Genomic DNA, 23,962 nt, shown 5'->3' on the forward strand with positions numbered 1-23,962 from the left:
TTTTTAGTTAACTGATGATTAGCGGAGATTGTTCGTGACCTTAACGCCTTCCTCACTGCCATACTTGTTAGTACTGGGCCTTCTCGCCAATGTCTCTTCTGTATTGGCGGAGCCCTGGACCGAGAATAACTGGAATCCGAAACCGGATGGTGAAGATATTGTTCTGCCTATGCCCTGCGAAGGCTCTATGGTTTTCCGTCGGATCGAGATCCCGATGGCAGGGCCACTTGATGACCTGCCAATTACGCTGGGCCAAGACAGTGGGGACTGGGGGGTTATCGAACATAGCTACCCCGCTTTTATTGCCGGGAGCTTCTCGGATAAAAAAGCAAAGGGACGCTATTACCTGATGGCGAAGTATGAACTGACCACCTTGCAGTATCAGGCGTTGACGGAGGGCACTTGCCCCACTCCTTCTCGCAAGCTCAGTTTACCGATGACGGGAGTCAGTTGGTTCGATGCAGTAAGTGCCGCCGATAAATACAATCAGTGGTTGCGCAGTCATGCCATGGATAAGTTGCCGCAGGAAGACGGTGATGCTGGCTTTTTACGCCTGCCTACAGAAGTAGAGTGGGAATTTGCCGCACGTGGTGGTCTTAAAGTGAATAGCGCCGAATTTCGCGATCAGCACTACCCGATGGACGACATGAAGAACTATGAGTGGTTCTCAGGTGCGCAGTCTTCCAATGGCAGAGCGCAACTCATTGGGCTGTTACAGCCCAATCCGCTGGGTTTGTATGACATGCTGGGCAACGTGTCAGAAATGATGTTCAATCCGTTTTACCTAAATAAACTCAACCGATTGCATGGCCAGGCCGGCGGCTTCGTCGTACGTGGCGGTAATTTTCTCTCCGGCCCGCCAGAAATTCGCAGCGCGACACGTAAAGAAGTAAATTACTACGATCAGGCGACGCCTTTAACCAGCAAAACCACCGGCCTTCGTCTGGTGCTGGTGGCGCCGACCATCACTTCAACTGATAAAGTGAAACTGCTGGAGAAAAGCTGGGAAACACTCGGGGCTGAAAATCAGGCCAACACAAAGAAAAACGATGAAGCCAAAGACACAGTCAAAGCGCTGGGCAGTCTCGCGTCGAATGTTGACGATGCAGCACTAAAACAAAAGTTGAAAGATCTGGAAAACCAACTGCGAGCCAGCAACCAGAAACAGCAGGAAGAGCGTGACCAGTCGATTCGCGCCAGCCTGAATTTAGGTTCATTTCTCTGCACCAAGTTACAGGATGATGGCCGCTTCCTCGATTTCTTAAACCATAACTACGAACTGCTGTGTAAGAACAAAGACGCCAGCGACGCCAATTGCGCCATTCGTAAAACCAAGCTGGGTGAGCAGTCTGACAGACTGCAACAGCTTACAGGATATTACGCAAGTAGCTTGGTTGATGCGACCACTCTGTATGGGAAAGAGGGTCTGCAGCATGAAGTCACGGTATTCGATCAAATGCTTACACTGAACAAGCGACTTTCAGGACTAAAGCCCTTCCTGGCCGCACACTGGCAGAATCAGCAGAAATATCTGGCAAACGGCAAGATAGATACAGCAGGCTGGCTGGAAAGCTGCAAACAGACCAACACCCCTAAAGCTATCACTCAGGCAAAGTAGGAAAGAACGTGGAACGGGCAAGTAACTTATATTGGCAACGGTATTACCAAGGCTAGGTTGGCAGTCGACCAGCCTTGCCGAAACACAGCTCTATATCAGTATTCGGAATACCGATAGTGTATGGATTAAAGGCGTTGGTTAACTGGTGTTCAGGCTGGACAATAGTGGTGCCAGAGAGTTTAACGAACTGGCAGTAACTATTCAGCTCAATGATAAAACTAGTCATATTAAAATATCGGGATTTAAGTAATGCCTTCATCAGTTGTGCGCTCTATATTTCCGGCCTGACCGCGTTTGGCACAGCGGCCCAACATGAAGGCATTACTGAGCAGGCTGAAGAAATATTCAGCCAAATCAGGAAAATTGTCAGCCTAGAAGAGATAGATTTTTCAGCACTAATCAAAGTGACTATATTCATCACCTCTTTTGAGGAGATCAACGGGCTACGCAACGTGCTGTACCGAAATTACCTGATCACTTGCCAGCCAGCTCGCTCGTAGAAGTCAGCCGCCTCTTCTCACCTGACCTCTCGATAGAGTTTGAGGCTATATTCGGCCTTTGATTCATTGCTCATAGCCGGATAGTGACAACTGTTCGGCTCTAACGCCGTTTTATCAAACCCTCTCTGCAACATAACGTCCGATTTTCGCTCATACTGACGTGGACTACTTGCATGCGGAAAGCGTCAAGCCAGAAACGGACGCGCCTGGCCTGTAGGTAAGTTAATCAACTAGGAAAAGTTGAACTGCTAAGTGCGTTTTAAAAGAAAATCTCTAAGTTCGGCTGTAACTTCTTCTGGTGCCTCTTCAGCCATATGATGACCGCTACCTATGGCTTTACCCGTGACATCTGGTGCCCAGCTTCTCCAGATACCCAATACGTCACCGTATATGTCTTCCAGATCATCAAATTTTGACCATAAGCATAGCGTCGGGCATTTAATCATCCGGCCGAGTTGACGGTCCTGAAGCTCATGCTGTTTATCTATATATAAACCAGCGCGATAGTCTTCTATCATTCCGTGTACTGTTTCTGGATCGTGTATGGCTCGCCTGAATTCAACATATTCTTCATCTCCCATTGATTCCGGCTGGCCTCCGTACCATTTGTCCGGGTCAGCCAGAATGGCCCGCTCTGGTTTCTCTGGCTGAGCAAAGAAGAACCAGTGATACCACTGTCTGGCAAATATCTCATTACACCGGCTGAGAGCTTCAAGTATTGGGATACAATCCAGAACGGCAAGACAGGTGATTCGTTCCGGATAGTCAAGGGCAGCCCTGTAGGCCGTGTAGCTGCCCCTGTCATGTCCAACAAGTGCAAACTGTTCGAAGCCCAGTTGGCTCATCAACTCAATACAATCTTTTGCCTTAGCTCTTTTAGAAGAACCCGCATGATCAGGCCGGTCGGCAGGTTTAGATGAGCGGCCGAAACCACGTAAATCAGGACATACAACGGTAAATGATTTAGCAAGCTCCGGGGCGACTTTTGACCATGTTACGTGAGTACGAGGATGGCCGTGCAACAGCAAAACCGGAGGGCCATTACCACCATAACGTACATTAAGCTCTGCTTCTGAAACGTTAATTACTGTGTGCGTAAATCCCTTAAACATGTTTTTCCCCTGCCAGTTGTGTAGTAAAAATTATAGGCAGTTTCTGCTCGCAAAATTCTGAGAACTGATAAGCAACGGTAAAGCTGAGGTAAGTCATGGCATCCGAGGGCAACCAGAAATTCACGCAGGGATACAGGACAGAAACAGGCATTCGTCAGGGAAGATTTTCAGGCTTAACGTCCGCTTTTCACTCATACAGGACAGAGTGTCCGAGTCAAACTGCGTTGTGCCGTTCTGACGCTTCATAAATAAACTTCTGGCCGGAACGCTCATAGGTGATTGACGAAGATATTACGTGCTAGTGATCGGCGGGCAGCGGGTTAACATTACAGAGACCGCTCCCACCAGCATAAGGGCTTCACGGATCATTTCCCCACAGACAACGCTGGACCGAGGTTAACAAAGCGGCGGCTCAAAACAAAAGGCCTGTCACTCCTTTTTGCCTGAAATCACACGCCGACGATGACAGTCGGTAGGCTGCAGTATGTTTCCATCACATGAACGTACCTCCAATGTTTGGACAGGCTGTCCGTGCGTGTTATCCACAAGGACTGAATGTATTTCGTCCTTCTCAAACATATAGCGCTCTCCCCACTGACGTATAGCCACAACAATGGGGAAAATGGTTCGCCCTTTATCGGTAAGGACATATTCCCTGTACGCGCTGCCATCTGAAGCAGGACAGATCTCAAACACACCGATATCAACCAGTTGTTTTAGCCTGGAAGCCAGAATATTTTTGGCCAGTCCTAAATTCTTCTGAAACTCACTGAACCTGCGTACATCATCAAATGCCTCACGGATAATCATCAAACACCAACGTTCACCAATCGACTCTAATGTCCTGGCAACGGGACATTCGCTGGTCCTGAGTGATTCTTGTTTTGCCATCCGTTTTATCTCTCAGTTTACTTTTAGTGATCCAACCATACCCCTCCTTAAAAGAGGTTGCAAAAAAAAACCACCACTGTAGATTCTATTCGCAATGTAGTTTTAAAAAGAAACCAGATGAGGCAAGTATGCAGTGTAAGGCAGGCAAGAATTCTGATGTTGCGATACAGGCATCGTTAGCATATGACCCGGTGCTCTCTCCCTGGATAATTTTTTTGTTCTCAGTGACTTGTGCCCTGGCGGTGGCAAATGTCTATTCTGCTCAGCCTTTACTTGAATCTATGGCAGCCAGCCTGGATGTTGAACCCGGTATAATTGGCAGCGTTGTCACCCTAACTCAGACAGGCTATCTAGCCGGCTTGCTCTTTCTGGTTCCACTCGGAGATCGGGTGAACCGAAAAATCCTCATTGTTACTCAACTGATACTTTCAGTACTGGCTTTGATAATGGCGGGATTATCACAAAATCTGGCGATCCTGCTTTGCGCTATGCTGTTGATCGGCTTGATGGCGGTAGTGGTTCAGCTCATGGTTGCATGGGCAGCGATACTGGCAGCTCCCCATAGACGCGGAGAGGTTGTAGGCAAGGTGACCAGCGGCATCGTTTTGGGGATTCTGCTGGCCCGCTTCGTCTCAGGAATTATTGCCGATCTTGCCGGTTGGCGGGCTGTTTATTTGATTGCTGCCTGCCTGATATTGCTGATCACATTAATCGTTGCGAAAGTGATGCCGCCCTCCCCGCCGCAGGCGAAAAAACCAACCTATGCCTTTCTACTCCTCTCTATTTTCCGTCTGTACATCACTGAACCTCAACTGAGGAAGCGCGGAGTTCTTGCTCTGCTTATCTTTGCAGCTTTCAGCATGCTATGGACCACGATGGTCATGCCACTTACTGCTATGTCGCTTTCGCATACTCAAATAGGCATGTTTGGTTTAGCTGGCATAGCGGGTGCGCTGGCGGCCTCAAAAGCCGGATTATGGGCAGACAGAGGCAAGGGGCAGCGCGCAACCGGATCAGCTCTGGCATTGCTGACACTCTCATGGCTACCCATCGCGTATGCCGAAAAATCCCTGCTGTGGTTGATTATCGGCGTCATCGCGCTGGATTTTGCGGTGCAGACGGTCCATGTGATCAATCAGAGCATCATCATTTCAGCCATGCCCTCAGAGGCCAGCCGCCTCGTCGGAGCTTATATGTGTTTTTATTCCGTGGGCAGCGCCTTTGGCGCGCTTGTCGCAACTCAGCTCTATGCGCTCTGGGGGTGGCAGTCCGTCTGCTTCGCGGGTGCATTCGTGAGTGCCTGTGCTTTTATCTTGTGGTCAGGATTACCTAAATCATGAAATTACATCATCTGCTGCTTGCGATTCTGATAACAGCAATCTGGGGGGTTAACTTTTCAGTTATCAAGCTGGGGCTGAATGCCGTGGATCCCTTAATTCTGGCAGGTATACGTTTCACGCTATGCGCCTTGCCTGCGTTATTTTTCATAAGAAAACCTGACGTCAAATGGCGCTATATCATCAGCTATGGTCTGGTTTTTGGCATTGGTTTATGGGGGCTGGTCAACCTGGGGATTAAAACCGGGCTTTCTGCCGGAATTGCATCACTTCTGCTGCAATTCAGTGCCTTCTTTACCATCCTACTGGGAAGTTTGGTATTTAAAGAAAGTCTCAACCGTTATCAAATCGCGGGCTTCACTCTCGCTTGTACGGGCTTACTGAGTATTGTTTTTATTACTGATGGTTCCGTTACTCTCTTCGGTACGCTGCTGGTATTGGCAGGTGCAATGGCGTGGAGTATCGCCAATATCATTAATAAACGTTCGGGTACGAAGCAGATATTTGCCTTTTTGGTTTGGTCGAGCGCCTTTTCTCCAGTACCACTTTTTTTGCTGGACTGGCTGGTCAACGGTGCCAACGGATACACTGCGCTAGTCACACACCTTGACGCTCGCTCTGTGCTGTCAATACTGTTCCAGGTCTATCCCAATACGCTGTTTGGCTACTGGGTGTGGAATTCCCTGCTTAAGCAATACCCGATCTCTACCGTGGCGCCCTTGTCGCTGTTGGTACCGGTGTTCGGGATTCTGGGATCTATGGTGATATTTGGGGAAGATGTCTCGATGGTGAAGATTCTCGCCCTGCTGCTGATTATTTCTGGACTGGCTGTAGGATTGTATGGTCACCGGTTAACGTCTTTTTTGCGGGAAAACGCATCAATTTGACACGTTACGTTCTTTACCGGCTGACGGCACAAGAACTATTTTGAAAAGCCCTTAAAGCCATCAGGGATCAATTAAATAAAGCGGCCCGGAAGCCCGGCTACTTGCTCTACCTTGAGAAAATGGAAGCTGCAATTCTTGCTGCACTTGAAATCGAAGTCTTCCTTTAATTCGAATCATTCACCTTTAAAGCGCTTCCGACAAACTGATTATATCCGAGTGAAGTTAACGTCCGCTTTTCGCTCACAGCAGACTCAGAGTAGCGCCTGACCGCTGTGTGCCTGAAGCGGACGTTAATCCATTACCTATTCAGAAACAACCCAGTCATTTTAAGTCAGCAATAGAGTGCCAAGTTGATTAAATCAATGTTTGACGCTGACTAAATTTCCATTATTCTGGAAATATAGTTATTGGAGGTAGTATGGACTTACATACCGCAGCAAACGCACTTCGGGAGCTGGGCCACCCGACCCGTCTCAGCATATACCGGGAGCTTGTCAGGGCGGGTCATGACGGCCTGCCGGTTGGCGAACTACAGAAGCACCTTGATATTCCTGCCTCCACTCTCAGCCATCATCTTTCTGCGCTGATGTCTGCTGGCCTCATAAGTCAGGAACGTCAGAGCCGAACCCTGTTCTGCAGGCCCTGTTATTCACAGCTTGAGCAGCTGATGGCTTTTCTGACTGAAGAGTGCTGCGCCGGCGGCAGCGACTGCAGCCTGACTGCCGCGATCCCCCTTAAAGAGACTCCATTGTGAATAACGTGAATGATGCCTTGAACAATATCGATCCGACGCTCCTGGATGCGCCCCTTACGGAAGAGAAGCTGAAGGCCGCAGAAGTGCCGCACCCGCCCCGCATCCTGATGCTCTACGGTTCGTTGCGGGAACGCTCTTACAGCCGGCTCACCACGGAAGAAGCTGCCCGGTTGCTGACGGCTATGGGCGCGGAGGTGAAAATATTTAATCCGTCCGGCCTGCCGCTGCCGGATGATGTACCTGAAACGCACCCGAAGGTTGCAGAGCTGCGCGAACTGGTACTCTGGTCAGAAGGGATGGTCTGGTGCTCTCCTGAGCGTCACGGTGCCATGACCGGCATCATGAAGACGCAAATTGACTGGATACCCCTGACGTCCGGGGCGGTCCGGCCATCGCAGGGGAAAACCCTTGCAGTCATGCAAGTCAGCGGCGGCTCACAGTCGTTCAACGCCGTAAACCAGATGCGCATTCTCGGGCGCTGGATGCGAATGATCACCATCCCGAACCAGTCATCCGTGGCAAAAGCCTGGGCCGAGTTTGATGAGGACGATCGCATGAAACCTTCACCATATTACGACCGCATCGTGGACGTCATGGAGGAACTGATGAAGTTCACCCTGCTGACGCGCGGGCGAAGCAACTACCTGACCGACCGCTACAGTGAAAGAAAAGAGAGTGCCGCTCAGCTCTCAGAGCGGGTCAATCAGCGCAGCATATAAAAAAGCCGGCAGATGCCGGCTTTTTTCACACTCGTTATGTCTGCAGCCTGGTGAAAAATCAGTGGCTGACGCGGTGACCGTGCTCATCAATGACCACTTCGCCATCCTCTTTGGTAAACGCTCCCTGCTGCGGATCTGGCAGAATGTCGAGAACCGCTTCGGACGGACGGCAGAGCTTCGTGCCGAGCGGCGTCACCACCACCGGGCGATTAATAAGGATCGGATGAGCCAGCATGGCATCGAGCAGTTCGTTATCGCTGAAGCGGTCTTCTGCCAGGCCGAGCTGCTCGTACGGTTCGGTATTCTTGCGCAGCAGGGCGCGTACGCTGATGCCCATGTCCGCAATCAGCTTCTTCAGCTCGTCGCGTGACGGCGGTGTTTCCAGATACAGAATAACCTTGGGTTCGGTGCCGCTGTTGCGGATAAGCGCCAGGGTGTTGCGGGACGTCCCGCACGCCGGGTTGTGATAAATGGTGATGTCAGTCATAAGCGGTACTCCGTAAAGGCGCTGCACAGTCGCAACACCGGGGTTAAGGTTAAACAGACAGGCGCAGGGCCAGCGCGGCCAGCGTCACAAAAAGTACCGGCAGGGTCATCACGATGCCCACGCGGAAGTAGTAGCTCCAGCTGACAGTAATGTTTTTTTGCGCCAGTACGTGCAGCCACAGCAGGGTAGCGAGGCTGCCGATGGGGGTGATTTTCGGGCCGAGGTCGCAGCCGATGATGTTGGCGTAAATCATCGCTTCCTTCACCACGCCCTGTGCGGTGCTGCCGTCAATCGAAAGCGCACCAACGAGCACGGTAGGCATGTTGTTCATGACAGAAGAGAGCGCCGCCGTCAGGAAACCGGTGCCGAGCGTTGCGCCCCAGACACCGTGCTCTGCAAACCGGTTCAGGGCGGCAGAAAGGTAATCAGTCAGGCCGGCGTTACGAAGACCGTACACCACCAGATACATGCCCAGCGAGAAGATAACAATCTGCCAAGGCGCGCCTTTCAGCACCTTGCCGGTATCAATCACGTGTCCTTTGCGGGCAACCAGCCAGAGAATACACGCCGCCACCGCTGCCACCAGGCTTACCGGCACGCCGAGTGGTTCGAGAGCAAAGAAGCCGACCAGTAGCAGGATGAGAACAATCCAGCCGGTTCTAAAAGTGCGCGCATCGCGAATGGCCTCACGCGGCGCCTTCAGTTTCGTCAGGTCGTAGGTGGCCGGGATGTCCCTGCGGAAAAACAGGTGCAGCATCACCAGCGTGGCGGCCACGGAGGCGATATTTACCGGCACCATCACCGAGGCATACTCGCTGAAACCCAGCTTAAAGAAGTCCGCCGTGACAATGTTCACCAGGTTCGACACGATGAGCGGCAGGCTGGAGGTGTCGGCGATGAAACCTGCTGCCATCACAAACGCCAGCGTGGCGCCGGGGCTGAAGCCCAGCGCCAGCAGCATGGCGATGACGATCGGCGTCAGAATAAGCGCCGCCCCGTCATTAGCGAACAGGGCGGCTACCGCCGCACCCAGCAGAACGATATAGGTGAACAGCAGCCGGCCTTTTCCGCCTCCCCAGCGGGAAACGTGCAGCGCCGCCCACTCAAAAAAGCCGGATTCGTCGAGCAGCAGGCTGATGATGATGACGGCAATAAAGGTAGCCGTAGCGTTCCAGACAATCTGCCAGACCACCGGAATATCCCCAATCTGTACTACGCCGGTCAGGAGCGCCAGAGCCGCACCGATGACTGCACTCCAGCCAATACTGAAGCCCTTCGGCTGCCAGATAACCAGTATCAGCGTCAGGACGAAAATCGCACCCGCCAGAAACATACTTTCTCCTTTTTAAATAAAGTTGCCCGTTAATCCGGGTTGATAATTATCCCGCACAAAACACATTCAAAAAATCGCATATATGATGGTGAAATTTTTTAAATGCAGACAGGCTTGCCGTTGGTGGTTGCGTTATCGCGTTCAGCCTGCTGGCTGAGCTTAAGGATGTCATCTCGCTGGCACAGGTAAGCCTGTTCAATTACTGCTGATGCCCAGGCTGGCATGTGCGGAGACAAACGGTAATGGATCCACTTGCCGTCTCGCCTGTCGATAAGCAGGCCGCTTTCTCTCAGTAAAGCCAGGTGTCGGGAAATTTTGGGTTGTGATTCCTTTAGCGTGGACGAAAGCTCGCAGACGCAGAGCTCACCTTTTTCGCGAAGTAACAGCACAAGGCTGAGCCGGGTTTCGTCAGACAGGTTTTTGAAAAGTTGCAGGGGCAGAAGTTGCGGCATGGTGATTCCTGTATACGATGTTAAGACAAGTGTCGTAGCTGGCAAACTTTGAGTCAATAACATATGCATAAAAACAGATATATTGATCTGAACAGGATTTATTTTTTAAGAACTGAATGCTTGTTATGCCTGCTCAGTTTAACGGAGTAGCTGTATCCTCTTTAGAATATTGAATGTCCGTTTTTCGCTCAAATCGAACCTTCCCGGCACTTATGTCCGCTCTGTGCCAGAAGCGGACGTTATTGACGCTAAAGTATATTAAGCAAGGGAAAGTAAGTCCTGCTCCCCTTTGCAAAGCCATGACATCTCAGCTGGGCAGCTAAACGTAATTACCGCACAAATTACCCATAGTGAAACCTTTCGTAACTGAGCAAGAACGCCTACTATTTTATCTAGTGCACTAGACAATCAAGCACCAGAGATTAAGAAATATGAAACCCAAAGAAAATATGGAAATTGGTAAGCAGCTGTCGTTTGCCCTTTATGGTGCCGCAAATCGCATGAACCGGCTCCATAAGCCGTTTCTTGACCCGCTGGGCCTGACGTTTCCCCAGTATCTTGTAATGCTTGAACTGTTCTGTGGCACACCACGGGCTGTGGGTGAGTTAGGGAACAAACTTGATATGGACACGGGAACCATCACGCCTCTGCTAAAGCGCCTGGAGGCTTCCGGCAAGTTAAAGCGCACGCGCGATCCTGCTGATGAGCGTCGGGTGCTTATCACCCTGACCGAGGCCGGAGATGCCCTGCGAGAGGAACTCTGGTGTATCACCGACAAAATCAAAACCGCCTGTCAGCTCAGCGAAGAAGGGCTGGCTCAGCTGCGTGACACGCTGAATGCTTTGTCCCACCCGGCATCCGAATAAGCGGCGTGTCATCACTCCATAAACAAGGTACTTAATATGAAGATTGGCATCATTGGCGCAGGAAACATTGGCGCAACTCTGGCCCGTAAGCTTTCTGCTGGCGGACATGAAATAAAGCTCGCCAACTCCAGAGGACCGGACAGCATCCTTGACCTGGCTCGTGATGTGGGCGCAACCGCCGTTACGCGCGAAGATGCGGTAAAAGACGTTGACGCGATTATTCTTGCCATTCCTTTTGAAAAGCATCGCGGCCTGGCAAGCCTGTTCAGCCAGGTACCGGAGCGTGTCGTGGTTATTGATACCTCTAACTACTATCCCTTCCGGGACAGTGCCATTGCTGAAGTTGATAATGGCAAACCGGAATCTGTATGGGCGAGCGAGCAAACCGGACGACAACTGGTAAAAGCCTGGAATGCAGTCTTAGCCGCCACGCTGGCTGATAGAGGTCTTCCATCCGGCGCGCCCGATCGCATTGCGCTGCCCGTTGCCGGAGATAACGCTCACGCAAAAGCCGTAGTGCTTAAGTTTGTCAACGAAACCGGCTTTGATGCACTCGATGCCGGTCCTCTGAGTGAATCCTGGCGTCAGCAGCCCGGTACGCCTGCCTATTGCACTGAGCTGGATACAGAGGAACTCAAAAAAGCCCTTTCATTCGCCGATGCCGCACGCGCCCCGAAAAACCGCGATGATCTGATAAAGGAATTTATGACCCCCGGTGCGAATTTCACGCATGAAGACGTTATCGCACGTAACAGAGAAGTGACGGCTTAGCGCCCTCGCCCCCTGCTTTTTTGAGTAAATAATGACAGGTCGGGGCGCAGGACCTGTCGGCATTAAACAGCCGGACTTCCATTTCAGAGGCGTCACAATTTGTATGTGAACGCCCTCTCTCTGAAAGCAAATATTCATTCAGGAGAAAACGATGAATCATTCTTTCCCTCTCAGCATCGGTATCCTTGGCACAGGCCACATAGGTAAAACCCTGGCACGTAAACTGGCAGCCGCAGGACACAACGTAAAGGTCGCAAACTCGCGTGGTCCGGAAACAATTGAGGCCGAAACACTGGAAAAGGGCGCTCTGCCCGTTACGGCTGAACACGCCGTCAGCGACGTTGATGTGTTAATACTTTCAGTACCGCTTATGCGGATCCCTGAGATTTCGCAGCTTATCGTAAGTCTGCCTTCTGACGTTATCGTGGCTGATACATCTAATTATTATCCGCACCGGGATCGGAAAATTGACGCGATTGAAGGCGGTCAGGTGGAAAGCCAATGGGTTGAGAAGCAGTTAGGCCGGCCCGTTATTAAGGCATGGAATGCGATTGGCTCCGGATCTTTTGCAGCCAAAGGCAAGCCAGCCGGCGCAGAAGGCCGCATCGCCATTCCCGTGGCGGGTGATAACAAGGAGCATCGCGAACTGATTATGAAACTGGTCAGTGATACCGGCTTTGATGCCTATGATGCCGGCAGTCTGACAGAATCCTGGCGTCAGCAGCCGGGGTCTCCGGTTTACTGTACAGATCTGCAATACGATGAGATATCCGCCGCTCTGGCATCCGCTGAGGCATCTCGTCTGGCCACAAGAAGGGATCTTGCAGCCACCATATTTCAGGAGCGGGCCGGCGACAACAGGACCAATCCGGATGCTGATTTTGGTGTACAGGTATCACGTATAATCTTTATGTAACTATTTACCGGGCGCTCAGAGAGGGCTTTACACATCCCTCATTCAGTACAGGAGTTCGTGGTAGTCCCGAAAATTAATGCTGACATCAGTCAAAGTAAGGTTTTAAAATTTCTTCAGTCCAGTTCATAAACGCCCTTACACGCTGCGACAAATTACGCCGATGCGCGACAACAAAAGATGCCGTGAGTGGCTCGGGTCGCAGATCAGGAAGGACCTCAATCAGGGCGCCGCGTTTGATGTGCGGTAAGAGCGAGGCATACCCACCCTGGATTAGGCCCAAACCCGCCAGTCCTGCATCATGATACGCCGGCACGCTGTTGACCCTTATCGCGCCTGGTAGCATCAACGATTTGTAGCCATCGCCTGCTGGATACGCCCATCCGTCAGGCTTCGAACCAAAATTCCGGATGTAATGAACCATCCTGTGGCCTTGGTTAAGAAGATCATCTATCGTTTTCGGCACACCGAAGCGATCCAGATAGCCTGGGCTTGCTGCATTGATCATGCGTAGATGTCCCAGCGGCCTGGCAATAAGCGTTTCATCTACCACGGGCCCGAGACGAACCACGCAGTCAAATCCTTCCAAAACCAAATCAACACGCCGATCGGTGCTTGAAAGCTCAAGTTCCAGCTCAGGGTGTGCTTCCAGCAACTGTGGCAGGGCGGGAATCACCACGCTCTGCGCTAACACAGCCGGCATATCAACGCGTAACCGTCCCCGCAGTGGCATACCGAAATCAGTGAACATTGACTGCAATTCTTCAGCTTCCGACAAGAGATCGCGCGCGCGCGAATAAAAAGCCCGCCCATCTTCTGTCAGCTGCACGGTCCGCGTTGTCCGGTGCAGAAGCGTAGCGCCTACATCATGTTCGAGCTCACGCACCACCATTGAGGCACGTCCTTTCTGGATACCCAGACTTTCAGCTGCCTGAGTAAAGCTCTTCATTTCCGCTACGCGCGCAAAAATAATCAGCGCCTCCAGATTCTTCATTGTTCACTCTCAGGGTAACAGTGCGTTATTTTTTCCGTTATTTATTACCATTTTAATACTTAATAGACTGCTTTCACACCGCGTATCCCGCATAACGCTGTCTGAAGGTAATTAAGATGACTCATCCCCTGAAAATGATTAACACCGTTGTGATCTATCACTCTGGCTACGGGCATACGGAACGGATGGTAGCCGCAGTCGCTACATTTGGCCCCGATGCATCAGCGGGAAGCGATGCCCGCCGTAACACATTCGATTTCCCACCTGTTGATCGCGATCGGGTCTGGAATTGCATTGCCGCAATGCGGGTCATAGCGGACAAACATGCTGTATCGGTAAACAGGATTGCGCTCGCATGGTTACTTGCCAGACTCTGCGTCACCAGCGTAATTATCGGTGTAAAACGGATCGCCCAACTCACCGATAATCTTCGGGCTACCGACATCGTTCTGACAGCGGAGGAAGGGAAGCATCTTGATGCGATAAGCGCTATGCCTCTCCATTATCCGGGATGGATGATCGACCATCAGGATGCAGAACGCTACCCGAAACCTTTCACCTCTAAAGCACAGAATTAAACCCAACGTCTTTAAATCACCTCAGCTTTTTCACGGCTATCTCTGTGCTTACGCTGAAATACAACACCACTTACGCAGGATAAAGAGAAATGAATAAAGGTTATTTAATCGCTCACGTGACTGTATCAGACCCTGTCGCATACTCTGAGTATGCCCAAGCTGCCGGGGAGGCAATGCAGGATTTCAATCCGAAGATCATTGCCTGGTCTGGGCAGTATGAAAATCTTGAGGGAGAATCCCATGAACGGCATGTCGTTTTTGAGTTCGCTTCTTTTGCCGAGGCCAAACGTTTTTATGAGAGCCCTAAATATCAGGCAGCCAGGTCAATACGAGCAGGCGCTGCGACCGGAACTTTTGTGTTGATTGAAGGCGCTGACCTTTAATACCAAGGGCTATCATGTCCGTTTTGCGTTCACAGAAGAGTGTGCCCTCGCCTCACCCGCACCGTACCCAGATATGCCCGACACAGGGCATATCCGGCCATAAACAACTGGATACTCTCAGCGGATGCCCGCACATATGACGGAAAACCGTTACTCTCCACAAACGCCCCGGCTTTCTAAATGTTTTCAATGCTGCCGCTTACCCGCAGCCGGACTACCGCCGCCCGATATACGCCCTGGACGCGTCGCTGCTCCTGCTGCGCACCGCATTGGATGGTATGGAACTGGATAAGCCTGGGCAAATCAGGATTATCCCTGGCGATTCATCGCACATTTTTTGCTCAGTGTATGATAGGATGAAGTTCATTCATTGAAAGGTTAATCGTTATGTCTTGTATCGATTCGCAATGAACCTTGGTGGTGAATCTACAACCACTGTTACCTGCTCTGTTAGAGCCTTTAGGTCCTATCCCTTTTCAATAATTCTTCTTACGCAAACAATGCTTTGCTTTGGATTTAAAGTCCTGTTTGTTGCTCTATGATGATCCTGAAACATACTCAGGCGAAAATCAGTAACCAGAACTTAAAAAACATACCAGCAGCTGTTAAATCCCTGATGCCCGACGCCCATCCTGAGAGAACGTTTCTGAACTGATTTCGCAACTGCTCCTGAGCATTAACGCTGCATCAGAGCCATCTTATGAACATGAAGCTTAAGAAGTGGCTCGGCCACTTCTCTACACGGCCACAAACATCCGAGTTCATCCCGTACCTTCCGAGCAATGACCCTGGCAGTGAAAATAGTTTCAAAGCAGAGCTATTTTCGACCTCTCAGATGGAGCGCTACGGACAAAAGCTGGCACGTTCGCATAAATTGTCTCCTGACAAACTGCCCTATTATTTGCTCAAACGCCTCGATAATAATGAGGCGGTAATTACGCAAAACTGCTACGAGCTCAATGCCGGGAAAAAGGCAAGCATCATGCCCGCAGGGGAGTGGCTACTGGACAATTACTATCTTATTGAGGAGCAGATCCGTATCGTTCGCCAGCACTTGCCGAAGAATTTCGGCAAGGGTCTTCCGGCGCTGGCCGCGCCGCACTCCTGTCCGCGTATTTATGATATTGCTGCCGAAGCCATTGCTCACGGAGACGGGCGTTGGGACGCAACAAATCTGACCAGCTATATCAGCGCCTATCAACAGGTGACGCCGCTTACGCTCGGCGAAGTCTGGGCTTTACCCGGTATGCTGCGCCTGGCGTTAATTGAGAACCTCCGTCGGGTCAGTATCGATGTCGTAAAAGCCCAGCAAGCACGCACGCTGGCAGACAGTTGGGTAACGCGAATTTTCAAATGCGCGGAGAATGCTCCCGCCGACTTGATCATGGTAATTGCTGATATGGCGCGCTCCAATCCCCCGCTGAACAGTGCATTTGTTGCGGAACTGGTACGCCGTCTACAGGGGCGCGGCAATATGCTGACCTTGCCTCTGAGCTGGATTGAGCAGCGACTGGCTGAGCAAGGTACGACCACCGACACCCTGATAAACCTATTCAATCAACAACTTGCCGCTAGCCAGCTCTCGGTGAGCAACAGCATCGCCGGTTTACGTTTACTGAGTGAAACGAACTGGGCTAATTTCGCTGAGGCCATGAGCGTGGTGGAGCAGACATTACGTCTTGATCCTGCGGGCACCTACCCCTTGATGCACTTTGATACGCGAGATCATTATCGCCACGTCATTGAGATCCTGGCCAGAGAGAGTCGCTTCAGCGAGCCAGAAGTCGCCCGCCGCGTGCTGGCGCTCTCCAAGGAAGCCGCCTCTGACACGCCGGGCGCCCATATTGGCTATTACCTGATGGGCGAAGGCCGTCATCAGCTGGAAACGCTTTTGTCGGCAGATACTTCACGGCTTATCCGTCTACGGCACAGTTTCAACCAGATCCCACTGGTTTCATGGCTTGGTAGCTTGTGTCTGCTAACCACCGCGATAACAGCCGAAATAGTGCAAGAAACGGCACACCAGGGAATGGACTGGCTACTGATACTTCTCGCTATCCCGCTTGTTGTGGTGATCAGTCAGTCAGTGACCGACCTGCTGAGTGAGGCGACCACCCGATTTCGCACCCCGCGCCCGCTGCCAAGGATGGATTTTTCTACCGGGATCCCGGAGGGCGCCGCCACCATGGTAGTAATCCCCTGCCTGCTCAGCAGCAGCGAAAGCATCAACAAACTCATCACCAGTCTTGAGGTCTGCTGGCTTGGCAACCATAGCGAAAATCTCTGTTTCGCCCTTGTGGCTGACGTGACTGATTCGGCAGATGAACATTCTCCGCAAAATAACGCACTGATCGAACAGGCCATTTCACAAACGCAAGATCTCAACCGCCGCTACCCGGCCAGTCGCCCACGTTTTTATCTGCTCTACCGGGAACCTGAATGGAATCCGCTCCAGGGTGTATGGATGGGTTATGAACGCAAACGTGGCAAACTGGCCTTGCTGAACAGCTGGTTACGCCATCCCAAAGCCCAGTTTTCCAGTGTGGCAGGTATGCCTGCTGACCAGCTACCTGCGCGGATTAAGTACGTTATTACGCTGGACAGTGACACAGTTCTGCCACGCGATACGGCGCACAAACTGATCGCGACAATGGCGCACCCACTGAACCGGCCCGAGTATGACGCTGCACGCCAACGGGTGGTTAAAGGGTACGGGATATTGCAACCGGGACTGGCGGAGGAGATGCCACGCAACGGGCAGGGGCGCTATGCCGCCATGAGCAGCAGCGTTGCGGGTAATAATCCCTATTCGATGATGTCTTCAGATATCTATCAGGACCTTTTTGGGGAGGGATCGTTTATCGGCAAAGGGATTTACGATGTCGATATCTTTGTTCAGGCCACGCAAAATACCTGCCCCGAGAATCTGGTGCTCAGCCATGATTTACTGGAAGGATGTTATGCACGTTCGGGTCTGCTGAGCGAAGTCTTACTCTATGAACAGTACCCAAATAACTATCTGTCGGACGTTGCACGACGCACCCGCTGGATCCGTGGGGACTGGCAACTGCTTAACTGGCTCAAACCCAACGTCAGAAAAGCGGATGGAACACAGGATAAAAATCCGCTATCTGCACTCTCTTACTGGAAGTTATTCGATAATCTGCGACGCAGCCTGGTGGCCCCTTTCTCCTTGCTACTCCTGTTTTGTAGCTTGCTGTGGGTACCGAACCCATTTTATTGGCTAAGTGTACTGCTGCTGGTGTGGCTAATGCCTACAGTGCTGGCTGTTGTGCACGATCTCCTCAATAAGCCTGCCCGCCGTCCCCTTGGGCAGCATCTGCTACTGGTCACTACCGGTGCGCTGAAGCGGTTTTCCCGGATCGGGCTCAATTTTACCACCTTGCCCCATGAGGCCGGCTATGCCCTGTACGCCATTGCCGTGACATTATGGCGTCTGGGATACAGTCAACGTAACCTCAGCCAGTGGGCCAGCCACAGTCCGGATAATGACCTGGCAAAAACCTCGCCTGTGCGGTTTTACCGGGCGATGTGGCTGAACGTGGTCAGCGGCGTGGCACTGATTGCCCTGACCGCGTATTTTGCACCGCCATTCCTGGCAATCGCTTTACCCGTCGGTGTGGTGTGGTGTCTGGCACCGCTTCTGCTAAGTTGGATGAGCCGCCAACCCGTACCGCATGCGTTCGCACCCAATAAAGAACAAAAACTGTTGTTGCGTCAGACCAGCCGCGAAATTTGGGCATTTTTTGAGACCTTTGTCACCGCGAAAGAGAACTGGCTTCCGCCTGACAATTATCAGGAAGCTTTACCGCCGGTAGTCGCACACCGTACCTCACCCACCAATATTGGCCTCTCACTGATGGCCAACCTGACTGCATGGGATTTTGGTTATATTCCGATTAGTGTGGTATTGCAACGCGTGACGCTTACCCTGGACACACTGGATAAAATGGCGCATTTCCGGGGTCATTTGTATAACTGGTATGACACCGTCACCCTTGCCGCACTCAGTCCACGTTATGTTTCAAGCGTCGACAGTGGCAATATGGCAGGCCATTTACTCACGCTTCGCGAAGGGCTTTCAGCCATGCGCAGTCAGCCGGTATTGAACCCGGTACAGGTGCTGGCGGGCCTGGACGATACACTGAGTATTTTGGAGAAGCACTGGGGACAGAACGCCCCTGACAGTCTGCAAACGCTGCGTAAACAATGTCTTAATGCTGCCTCGCTGGCTCCGGCACAGGTGTTTATCGCATTAAAAAATATGCATACCCAAAGCAACCATCTTCAGGAGGCATGCAGTCACGAAGACAAACTCGTTCTGCGCTGGATAGAACATTTACAGAATCAACTGGCGCTGCTGTGCCATGAAGGAGCGCATCTGCTTGGATGGTTAACGGCAGCATATGACGCAGAAGCTCTGCCCTCTCTTAACTGGCTTGCCCGGGCGAAATTTACCGGAGAAGGAACGCCCCCAGCGTCGGCAATCGCGCAGGCACGTATGCAGCTGGACATCATCACTGAACTTGAACAGCGGCTGCATGATCATGCGCAAATGGATTTCACGTTCCTGTACAGCGAAGCAACCAGCCTGCTCAACATCGGCTATAACTGTGACAGCAATATGCTGGATAAGAGTCAATACGACCTGTTGCCCTCCGAAATTCGCCTGACCAGTTTTCTCGCCATCGCGACAAATCAGTTGCCACTCAAAAGTTGGTACGCTCTGGGGCGGCTGTTCACCACCATTGATAACGAAACCGCACTGATGTCCTGGAGCGGATCAATGTTTGAATATCTGATGCCCAACCTGGTGATGCCCACCTGGCGCGGCAGCCTGATTGATGAGATGAGTCAGTCGGCGGTTATGCGCCAGATAGACTGGGGGAAAGAGCGCGGGGTGCCATGGGGCGTATCTGAGTCCGGCTACCACGCGTTTGATGTGCAGCAAAATTATCTCTATCAGGCATTTGGCGTTCCTGGCCTCGGCCTTCGTCGGGGATTGGCTGACGATATGGTCGTCGCCCCTTACGCCACGCTGCTGGCGTTAATGATCTCTCCGCAAAAAGCGTGTGAAAATTTGTTCAGGCTGCAAAAAAGTGGCGCGCGCGGCGAGTACGGTTTTTATGAAGCGCTGGACTACACGCCGTCGCGTCTGGCCACCGGACAGTTATATGCCGTGGTGCAGTCATGGATGGCACACCATCAGGGAATGGCCTTTCAGTCACTGGCTCACGTGCTGCTTGGCGCCCCTATGGCGGAGAGATTCATGTCCAGCACGGCCTTCCAGTCGGCGAGTATGCTGTTACAGGAACGCGTGCCGGATGCGGTCGATCTCTACAGCCCGCGCCGTCATTTTGAGTCTCATGAAGGGATAGTCAAACCGGTTCGCTATGAACCCCGTATTTTCACTGGCGCTGAGAGTCCGGTTCCCGAGGTTCAGCTGTTGTCCAACAGCCATTACCATCTGATGATGACCCATACCGGCGGCGGTTACAGCCGCTGGAACGATCTTGCCCTGACACGCTGGCACAGCGATACCACCAGCGATAACTGGGGAACATTCTGCTATATCAGCGATCCACAAACGGGTGAAGTGTGGGGCAATACCTGGCAACCTACGGGCCGTGCCGACAGTAACGACGAAGTAATATTTACTGAAGCTGGTGCTGAATTCAGAGGTACCCTCGGCTTTCTTAGCGTCAAAACGCAGGTTGTGGTGTCGCCTGAAGACGATATTGAACTGCGTCGGATCACGCTGCTGCATCGTGGTCGCCAGCCTCGTACCATTGAACTCACCACCTACGCAGAAGCGGTGCTGGCTCCTGCCACCAGCGATCGGGCGCATCCCGCGTTCAGCAATTTATTTATCCAGACTGAGCTTATTCCCGCCCAGAATGCCATTTTGTGTCACCGGCGTCCGCGCGCTCCAGACGAAAAGAGTCCATGGCTGTTCCACATGATGGTGGTGCATGGCGACAACTCAAGAAGCGTCTCCTTTGAAACCGATCGGGCGAAATTTCTCGGTCGCGGCAAACGTCCGGTTGATGCACTGGGTATCAGGCAAAGCGGACCACTCAGCAACACATCGGGATCCGTACTGGACCCTATGCTGGCGATACGTCAGTCTGTGACCCTGCAGCCCGGAAAACCGGTCATCATTGATATCGTTTATGGTATCAGTGAAAATCGCCAGCTCAGTCTGGCGCTGCTGGAAAAATATCGCGATCATCCAATCGCTGACCGCGTTTTTGAACTCGCCTGGTCCCACAGTCTGGTCGTGTTACGACAAATTAACGCCAATGAAGATGATGCGGCGTTGTTTAACCGGCTTGCGGGCGCGATCCTTTACCCTTGTCAGGAACTCCGCGCTGAGAGCCGGATAATTAGCAGTAATCGACGGGGTCAGTCGAGCCTGTGGGGCTGGGGCATCTCCGGCGATCTCCCCATTGTGCTTCTCAGCGTCACCAGCGAAGATAACATCCCTACTATTACCACCATGATTCAAGCGCACCGCTACTGGCGACTGAAAGGCCTGGCGGTGGATCTGGTGATCCTGAATGCCAACCCGGGTGGCTACCAGCAGGCGCTGCAAAATCAGATTATGGATCTGATTTACGCCGGATCTGAAGCCAGCCTGCTGGATAAATCTGGCGGGATTTTTGTACGTAATGGTGAACACCTTTCCGCCGAAGACAAGCTGCTTTTGATGAGTGTGGCGCACCTCTACCTCGATGACCGCGCAGGCGGCCTTAATGAACAGCTCGATCAGCGCATTCAGACGTCGAAAACGTTACCAAGGCCGTTTATTCCCCACGTTGTGCCGGGAACCAATCAGCATATTCCCTGGACGCCAGATACCGATCAACTCCTTCATTTCAATGGTCACGGCGGTTTTTCTCAGGACGGTCGGGAGTATCAGATTGTGCTCAGGGAAAACAGTCCGACGCCTGCTCCCTGGTCAAATGTGCTGGCAAACCCGAGTTTCGGCAGCGTGTTGTCTGAATCCGGCCAGGCCTACAGCTGGTATGAGAATGCCCATGAATATCGGTTAACGCCGTGGGAAAACGACCCCGTTAGCGATCGCAGCGGAGAAGCTTTCTATCTGCGCGATGAAGAGAGCGGCGCATGCTGGTCGCCGACCACCTTGCCGGTGCGCGGTCAGGGGGATTATTTGTCCCGACATGGTTTTGGCTACAGCGTATTTGCCCACCGGGAGAGCGGCATAGACAGCGAACTGACGGTGCTGGTCGCCGAGCAGGCTCCAGTCAAACTTGCGATCCTGACGCTCAGTAATAACTCCGGCCGCACGCGAAAACTAAGCGTTACGGGTTATGTAGAGTGGACCCTGGGTGAGTCACGAACTCAATCTGCTCTTCACGTTGTTACCCATGCGGCCAGCGTCGAAGGCGGCTGCGGTGTAATGGCAAATAACTTTTATGGCAGTAACGGAGCCGCACGTACCGCATTTTTTGCCGTCACGGGTGCTCACTGTTCGTTGACGGGCGACCGTCGTGAGTTTCTCGGCCGCAACGGTTCCCTGCAAAAACCGGCGGCAATGAATCTGCGCGCCCTGTCAGATAAAACGGGAGCCGGTCTCGATCCCTGCGGTGCGGTGCAGTCTGCAGCCACATTAATTGATGGTGATCAGAAGACATTTATTTTTGTGCTGGGCATTGGGGAAGATCAGGCTCAGGCTCAGGCATGCCTCACACATTATCTGAACGAAGAGGCCGCCCGCGAGGAGCTAGGTAACGTTCACCGGTACTGGCACAGCGTGCTGGATAAAGTCGTGGTCAGAACGCCTGACACCACCGTTAATTTACTGGTGAACGGCTGGCTGCTGTACCAGACGGTGGCCTGTCGTTTAATGGCGCGCAGCGGTTACTATCAGTCCGGCGGCGCGTTCGGTTTCCGCGATCAGCTGCAGGATACGCTGGCGCTGAGTCACGCCATGCCGGACCGGCTACGCGACCAGATTGTGCTGTGCGCATCGCGCCAGTTCATAGAAGGTGACGTACAGCACTGGTGGCATCCTCCGCATGGCAACGGTGTCCGCACGCGCTGTTCAGATGATTATCTCTGGCTCCCGCTGGCTGTCTGTCACTATGTTGAAACCACGGGGGATACCGGCGTACTTGAAGAGCGCATACCTTACCTGGAAGGCCGGACGCTCCAGCCCGGCGAAGAGTCCGTCTACGATAAACCCATTATCAGCACCTTTGAAGAGACGCTGTGGATGCACTGTGTGAAAGCCATCAGACATGGCCTGCAGTTCGGGCTGCATGGTCTGCCCCTCATGGGCGCGGGCGACTGGAATGATGGCATGAACCGAGTCGGGATCGAAGGTAAAGGGGAAAGCGTCTGGCTGGGCTTCTTCCTGTACGACATTTTACAGCGCTTTGCAGACTTGGCTGAACAGCGTCAGGACGCCCAGATTGCTTCGCTGTGCCGTACAGAGGCGTCGCGTTTACAGAAAAACCTTGAAGCCTCCGCATGGGATGGCGAATGGTACCGGCGTGGCTATTTTGATGATGGCACTCCCTTGGGGGCGAAAGCCTCACAGGATTGCCGAATTGATGCCATTGCGCAAAGCTGGTCTGTGCTATCCGGGGCAGCCAGTCAGGAGCGCAGCATCCTCGCCATGCAGTCACTGGATAAGCATCTGGTAGATAACGAAGCCGGGATTATAAAACTGTTAACGCCGCCGTTCGATGGCCATGGGCCGAATCCCGGTTATATTCAGGGTTATCTGCCAGGCGTGCGGGAAAATGGAGGGCAGTATACGCATGGCGCAATCTGGGCGGTAATGGCTTTTGCGCGAATGGGTAATACTGCGCGTGCATGGCAGCTGTGGTCGATGATCAATCCCATAAACCACGCGCTAAATGCCCGCGATGTCGAGAGATATAAAACAGAGCCTTACGTTATGAGCGCGGATGTTTACAGCGTCGTTCCCCATATCGGGCGTGGAGGATGGAGCTGGTATACAGGCTCTGCAGGCTGGGCATATCGCCTGCTTACAGAGGAATTACTGGGGATTAAACATTATGGTGCAGATTTAGTTATACATGCCCACCTACCTCATGACTGGCCACCGGTTGGCATAACGTATCAATGTGGGCAAAGTCAGTACCACATCACCGTTTCGCAGGGCAGCGAGGAGTACCGGGTCGTCCTGGATGGTGTAATACTGCCACACGACCGAATTCCGCTGATTGATGACGGGCAAAACCATACGGTCGATATTTTTCAAAACTGATACTGGCTCAATCAGTGTATTAACGCCTGCCGTTAATGCATTGATTGGCTTGGGGAAGAAGAATTGCGATTTGCCTCGGAGTTT

Annotated in this window: 18 protein-coding genes and 1 pseudogene; 12 read left to right on the plus strand and 7 right to left on the minus strand. The window is 52.3% G+C overall.

Annotation, left to right across the window (positions count from 1 at the left end; translation table 11 throughout):
* The first annotated feature begins 34 nt into the window (after positions 1 to 34).
* The gene (locus MUG06_RS18315) at positions 35 to 1,618 is read left to right on the plus strand and encodes an SUMF1/EgtB/PvdO family nonheme iron enzyme (protein ID WP_243079571.1); all 1,584 of its coding nucleotides are present in this window, start codon (positions 35 to 37) and stop codon (positions 1,616 to 1,618) included.
* A 52-nt stretch (positions 1,619 to 1,670) separates the two neighbouring features.
* Here the strand turns inward: MUG06_RS18315 and MUG06_RS18320 are convergent, their stop codons facing one another.
* Complete coding sequence (locus MUG06_RS18320; protein WP_243079689.1) at positions 1,671 to 1,844, minus strand: hypothetical protein; 174 nt, start codon at positions 1,842 to 1,844, stop codon at positions 1,671 to 1,673.
* A gap of 43 nt (positions 1,845 to 1,887) precedes the next feature.
* Between MUG06_RS18320 and MUG06_RS18325 the strand changes: the two are divergent.
* Positions 1,888 to 2,180 (plus strand): annotated as a pseudogene (locus MUG06_RS18325) (RidA family protein); the annotation flags it as partial.
* Between the two features lie 186 nt (positions 2,181 to 2,366).
* Here MUG06_RS18325 and MUG06_RS18330 read toward each other — a convergent pair.
* Both MUG06_RS18330 and MUG06_RS18335 read right to left on the minus strand, forming a co-directional pair.
* The gene (locus MUG06_RS18330) at positions 2,367 to 3,230 is read right to left on the minus strand and encodes an alpha/beta hydrolase (RefSeq protein WP_243079572.1); all 864 of its coding nucleotides are present in this window, start codon (positions 3,228 to 3,230) and stop codon (positions 2,367 to 2,369) included.
* A 429-nt stretch (positions 3,231 to 3,659) separates the two neighbouring features.
* Positions 3,660 to 4,121: a helix-turn-helix domain-containing protein gene (locus MUG06_RS18335; protein WP_215844727.1), complete on the minus strand. Its 462-nt coding sequence runs from the start codon at positions 4,119 to 4,121 to the stop codon at positions 3,660 to 3,662.
* A 128-nt stretch (positions 4,122 to 4,249) separates the two neighbouring features.
* Here MUG06_RS18335 and MUG06_RS18340 point away from each other — a divergent pair, with 128 nt between their 5' ends.
* The 4 genes from MUG06_RS18340 (at position 4,250) to arsH (ending at position 7,818) form a co-directional block, all read left to right on the plus strand.
* Complete coding sequence (locus MUG06_RS18340; RefSeq protein ID WP_243079573.1) at positions 4,250 to 5,461, plus strand: MFS transporter; 1,212 nt, start codon at positions 4,250 to 4,252, stop codon at positions 5,459 to 5,461.
* On the plus strand, positions 5,458 to 6,345 hold the full coding sequence (locus MUG06_RS18345; protein WP_243079574.1) for an EamA family transporter: 888 nt from the start codon (positions 5,458 to 5,460) through the stop codon (positions 6,343 to 6,345). The genes MUG06_RS18340 and MUG06_RS18345 overlap by 4 nt, the downstream gene beginning before the upstream one ends.
* Before the next feature lie 418 nt (positions 6,346 to 6,763).
* Positions 6,764 to 7,099: a metalloregulator ArsR/SmtB family transcription factor gene (locus tag MUG06_RS18350; protein WP_215844726.1), complete on the plus strand. Its 336-nt coding sequence runs from the start codon at positions 6,764 to 6,766 to the stop codon at positions 7,097 to 7,099.
* A gap of 5 nt (positions 7,100 to 7,104) precedes the next feature.
* Positions 7,105 to 7,818: an arsenical resistance protein ArsH gene (arsH, locus tag MUG06_RS18355; RefSeq protein WP_269294802.1), complete on the plus strand. Its 714-nt coding sequence runs from the start codon at positions 7,105 to 7,107 to the stop codon at positions 7,816 to 7,818.
* Between the two features lie 58 nt (positions 7,819 to 7,876).
* Here the strand turns inward: arsH and arsC are convergent, their stop codons facing one another.
* The 3 genes from arsC to MUG06_RS18370 form a co-directional block, all read right to left on the minus strand.
* Complete coding sequence (gene arsC, locus MUG06_RS18360) at positions 7,877 to 8,305, minus strand: glutaredoxin-dependent arsenate reductase (RefSeq protein ID WP_110015861.1); 429 nt, start codon at positions 8,303 to 8,305, stop codon at positions 7,877 to 7,879.
* A gap of 49 nt (positions 8,306 to 8,354) precedes the next feature.
* Positions 8,355 to 9,638: an arsenic transporter gene (locus MUG06_RS18365; protein ID WP_243079575.1), complete on the minus strand. Its 1,284-nt coding sequence runs from the start codon at positions 9,636 to 9,638 to the stop codon at positions 8,355 to 8,357.
* 98 nt (positions 9,639 to 9,736) lie between these two features.
* Entirely contained in the window at positions 9,737 to 10,090 is a 354-nt protein-coding gene (locus tag MUG06_RS18370) for a metalloregulator ArsR/SmtB family transcription factor (protein WP_243079576.1), read from the minus strand.
* A gap of 431 nt (positions 10,091 to 10,521) precedes the next feature.
* Here MUG06_RS18370 and MUG06_RS18375 point away from each other — a divergent pair, with 431 nt between their 5' ends.
* From MUG06_RS18375 to MUG06_RS18385, 3 genes are all read left to right on the plus strand, one after another.
* A complete protein-coding gene (locus MUG06_RS18375) occupies positions 10,522 to 10,956 on the plus strand; it encodes a MarR family transcriptional regulator (protein WP_243079577.1) in 435 nt (144 codons plus the stop codon).
* Between the two features lie 18 nt (positions 10,957 to 10,974).
* Positions 10,975 to 11,727, plus strand: a complete 753-nt coding sequence (locus MUG06_RS18380) for an NAD(P)-binding domain-containing protein (RefSeq protein WP_347568905.1) — start codon at positions 10,975 to 10,977, stop codon at positions 11,725 to 11,727.
* Positions 11,728 to 11,878: 151 nt separating this feature from the next.
* Positions 11,879 to 12,643 carry an NAD(P)-binding domain-containing protein gene (locus MUG06_RS18385; RefSeq protein WP_243079579.1) on the plus strand — a complete coding sequence of 255 codons (765 nt, stop codon included), beginning with the start codon at positions 11,879 to 11,881 and terminating at the stop codon, positions 12,641 to 12,643.
* An 85-nt stretch (positions 12,644 to 12,728) separates the two neighbouring features.
* Here the strand turns inward: MUG06_RS18385 and MUG06_RS18390 are convergent, their stop codons facing one another.
* The gene (locus tag MUG06_RS18390) at positions 12,729 to 13,634 is read right to left on the minus strand and encodes a LysR family transcriptional regulator (RefSeq protein WP_243079580.1); all 906 of its coding nucleotides are present in this window, start codon (positions 13,632 to 13,634) and stop codon (positions 12,729 to 12,731) included.
* A gap of 116 nt (positions 13,635 to 13,750) precedes the next feature.
* Between MUG06_RS18390 and MUG06_RS18395 the strand changes: the two genes are divergently transcribed.
* From MUG06_RS18395 to MUG06_RS18405, 3 genes are all read left to right on the plus strand, one after another.
* Positions 13,751 to 14,212: an aldo/keto reductase gene (locus MUG06_RS18395; RefSeq protein ID WP_243079581.1), complete on the plus strand. Its 462-nt coding sequence runs from the start codon at positions 13,751 to 13,753 to the stop codon at positions 14,210 to 14,212.
* A gap of 89 nt (positions 14,213 to 14,301) precedes the next feature.
* Entirely contained in the window at positions 14,302 to 14,595 is a 294-nt protein-coding gene (locus MUG06_RS18400) for a DUF1330 domain-containing protein (protein WP_243079582.1), read from the plus strand.
* Between the two features lie 835 nt (positions 14,596 to 15,430).
* Positions 15,431 to 23,878 (plus strand): glucoamylase family protein, encoded by an 8,448-nt coding sequence (locus MUG06_RS18405; protein ID WP_243079682.1) that lies wholly within the window; start codon positions 15,431 to 15,433, stop codon positions 23,876 to 23,878.
* Positions 23,879 to 23,962: the final 84 nt, after the last annotated feature.

The organism is Pantoea sp. MQR6, from assembly GCF_022761075.1.
Classification (GTDB): domain Bacteria; phylum Pseudomonadota; class Gammaproteobacteria; order Enterobacterales; family Enterobacteriaceae; genus Pantoea; species Pantoea phytostimulans.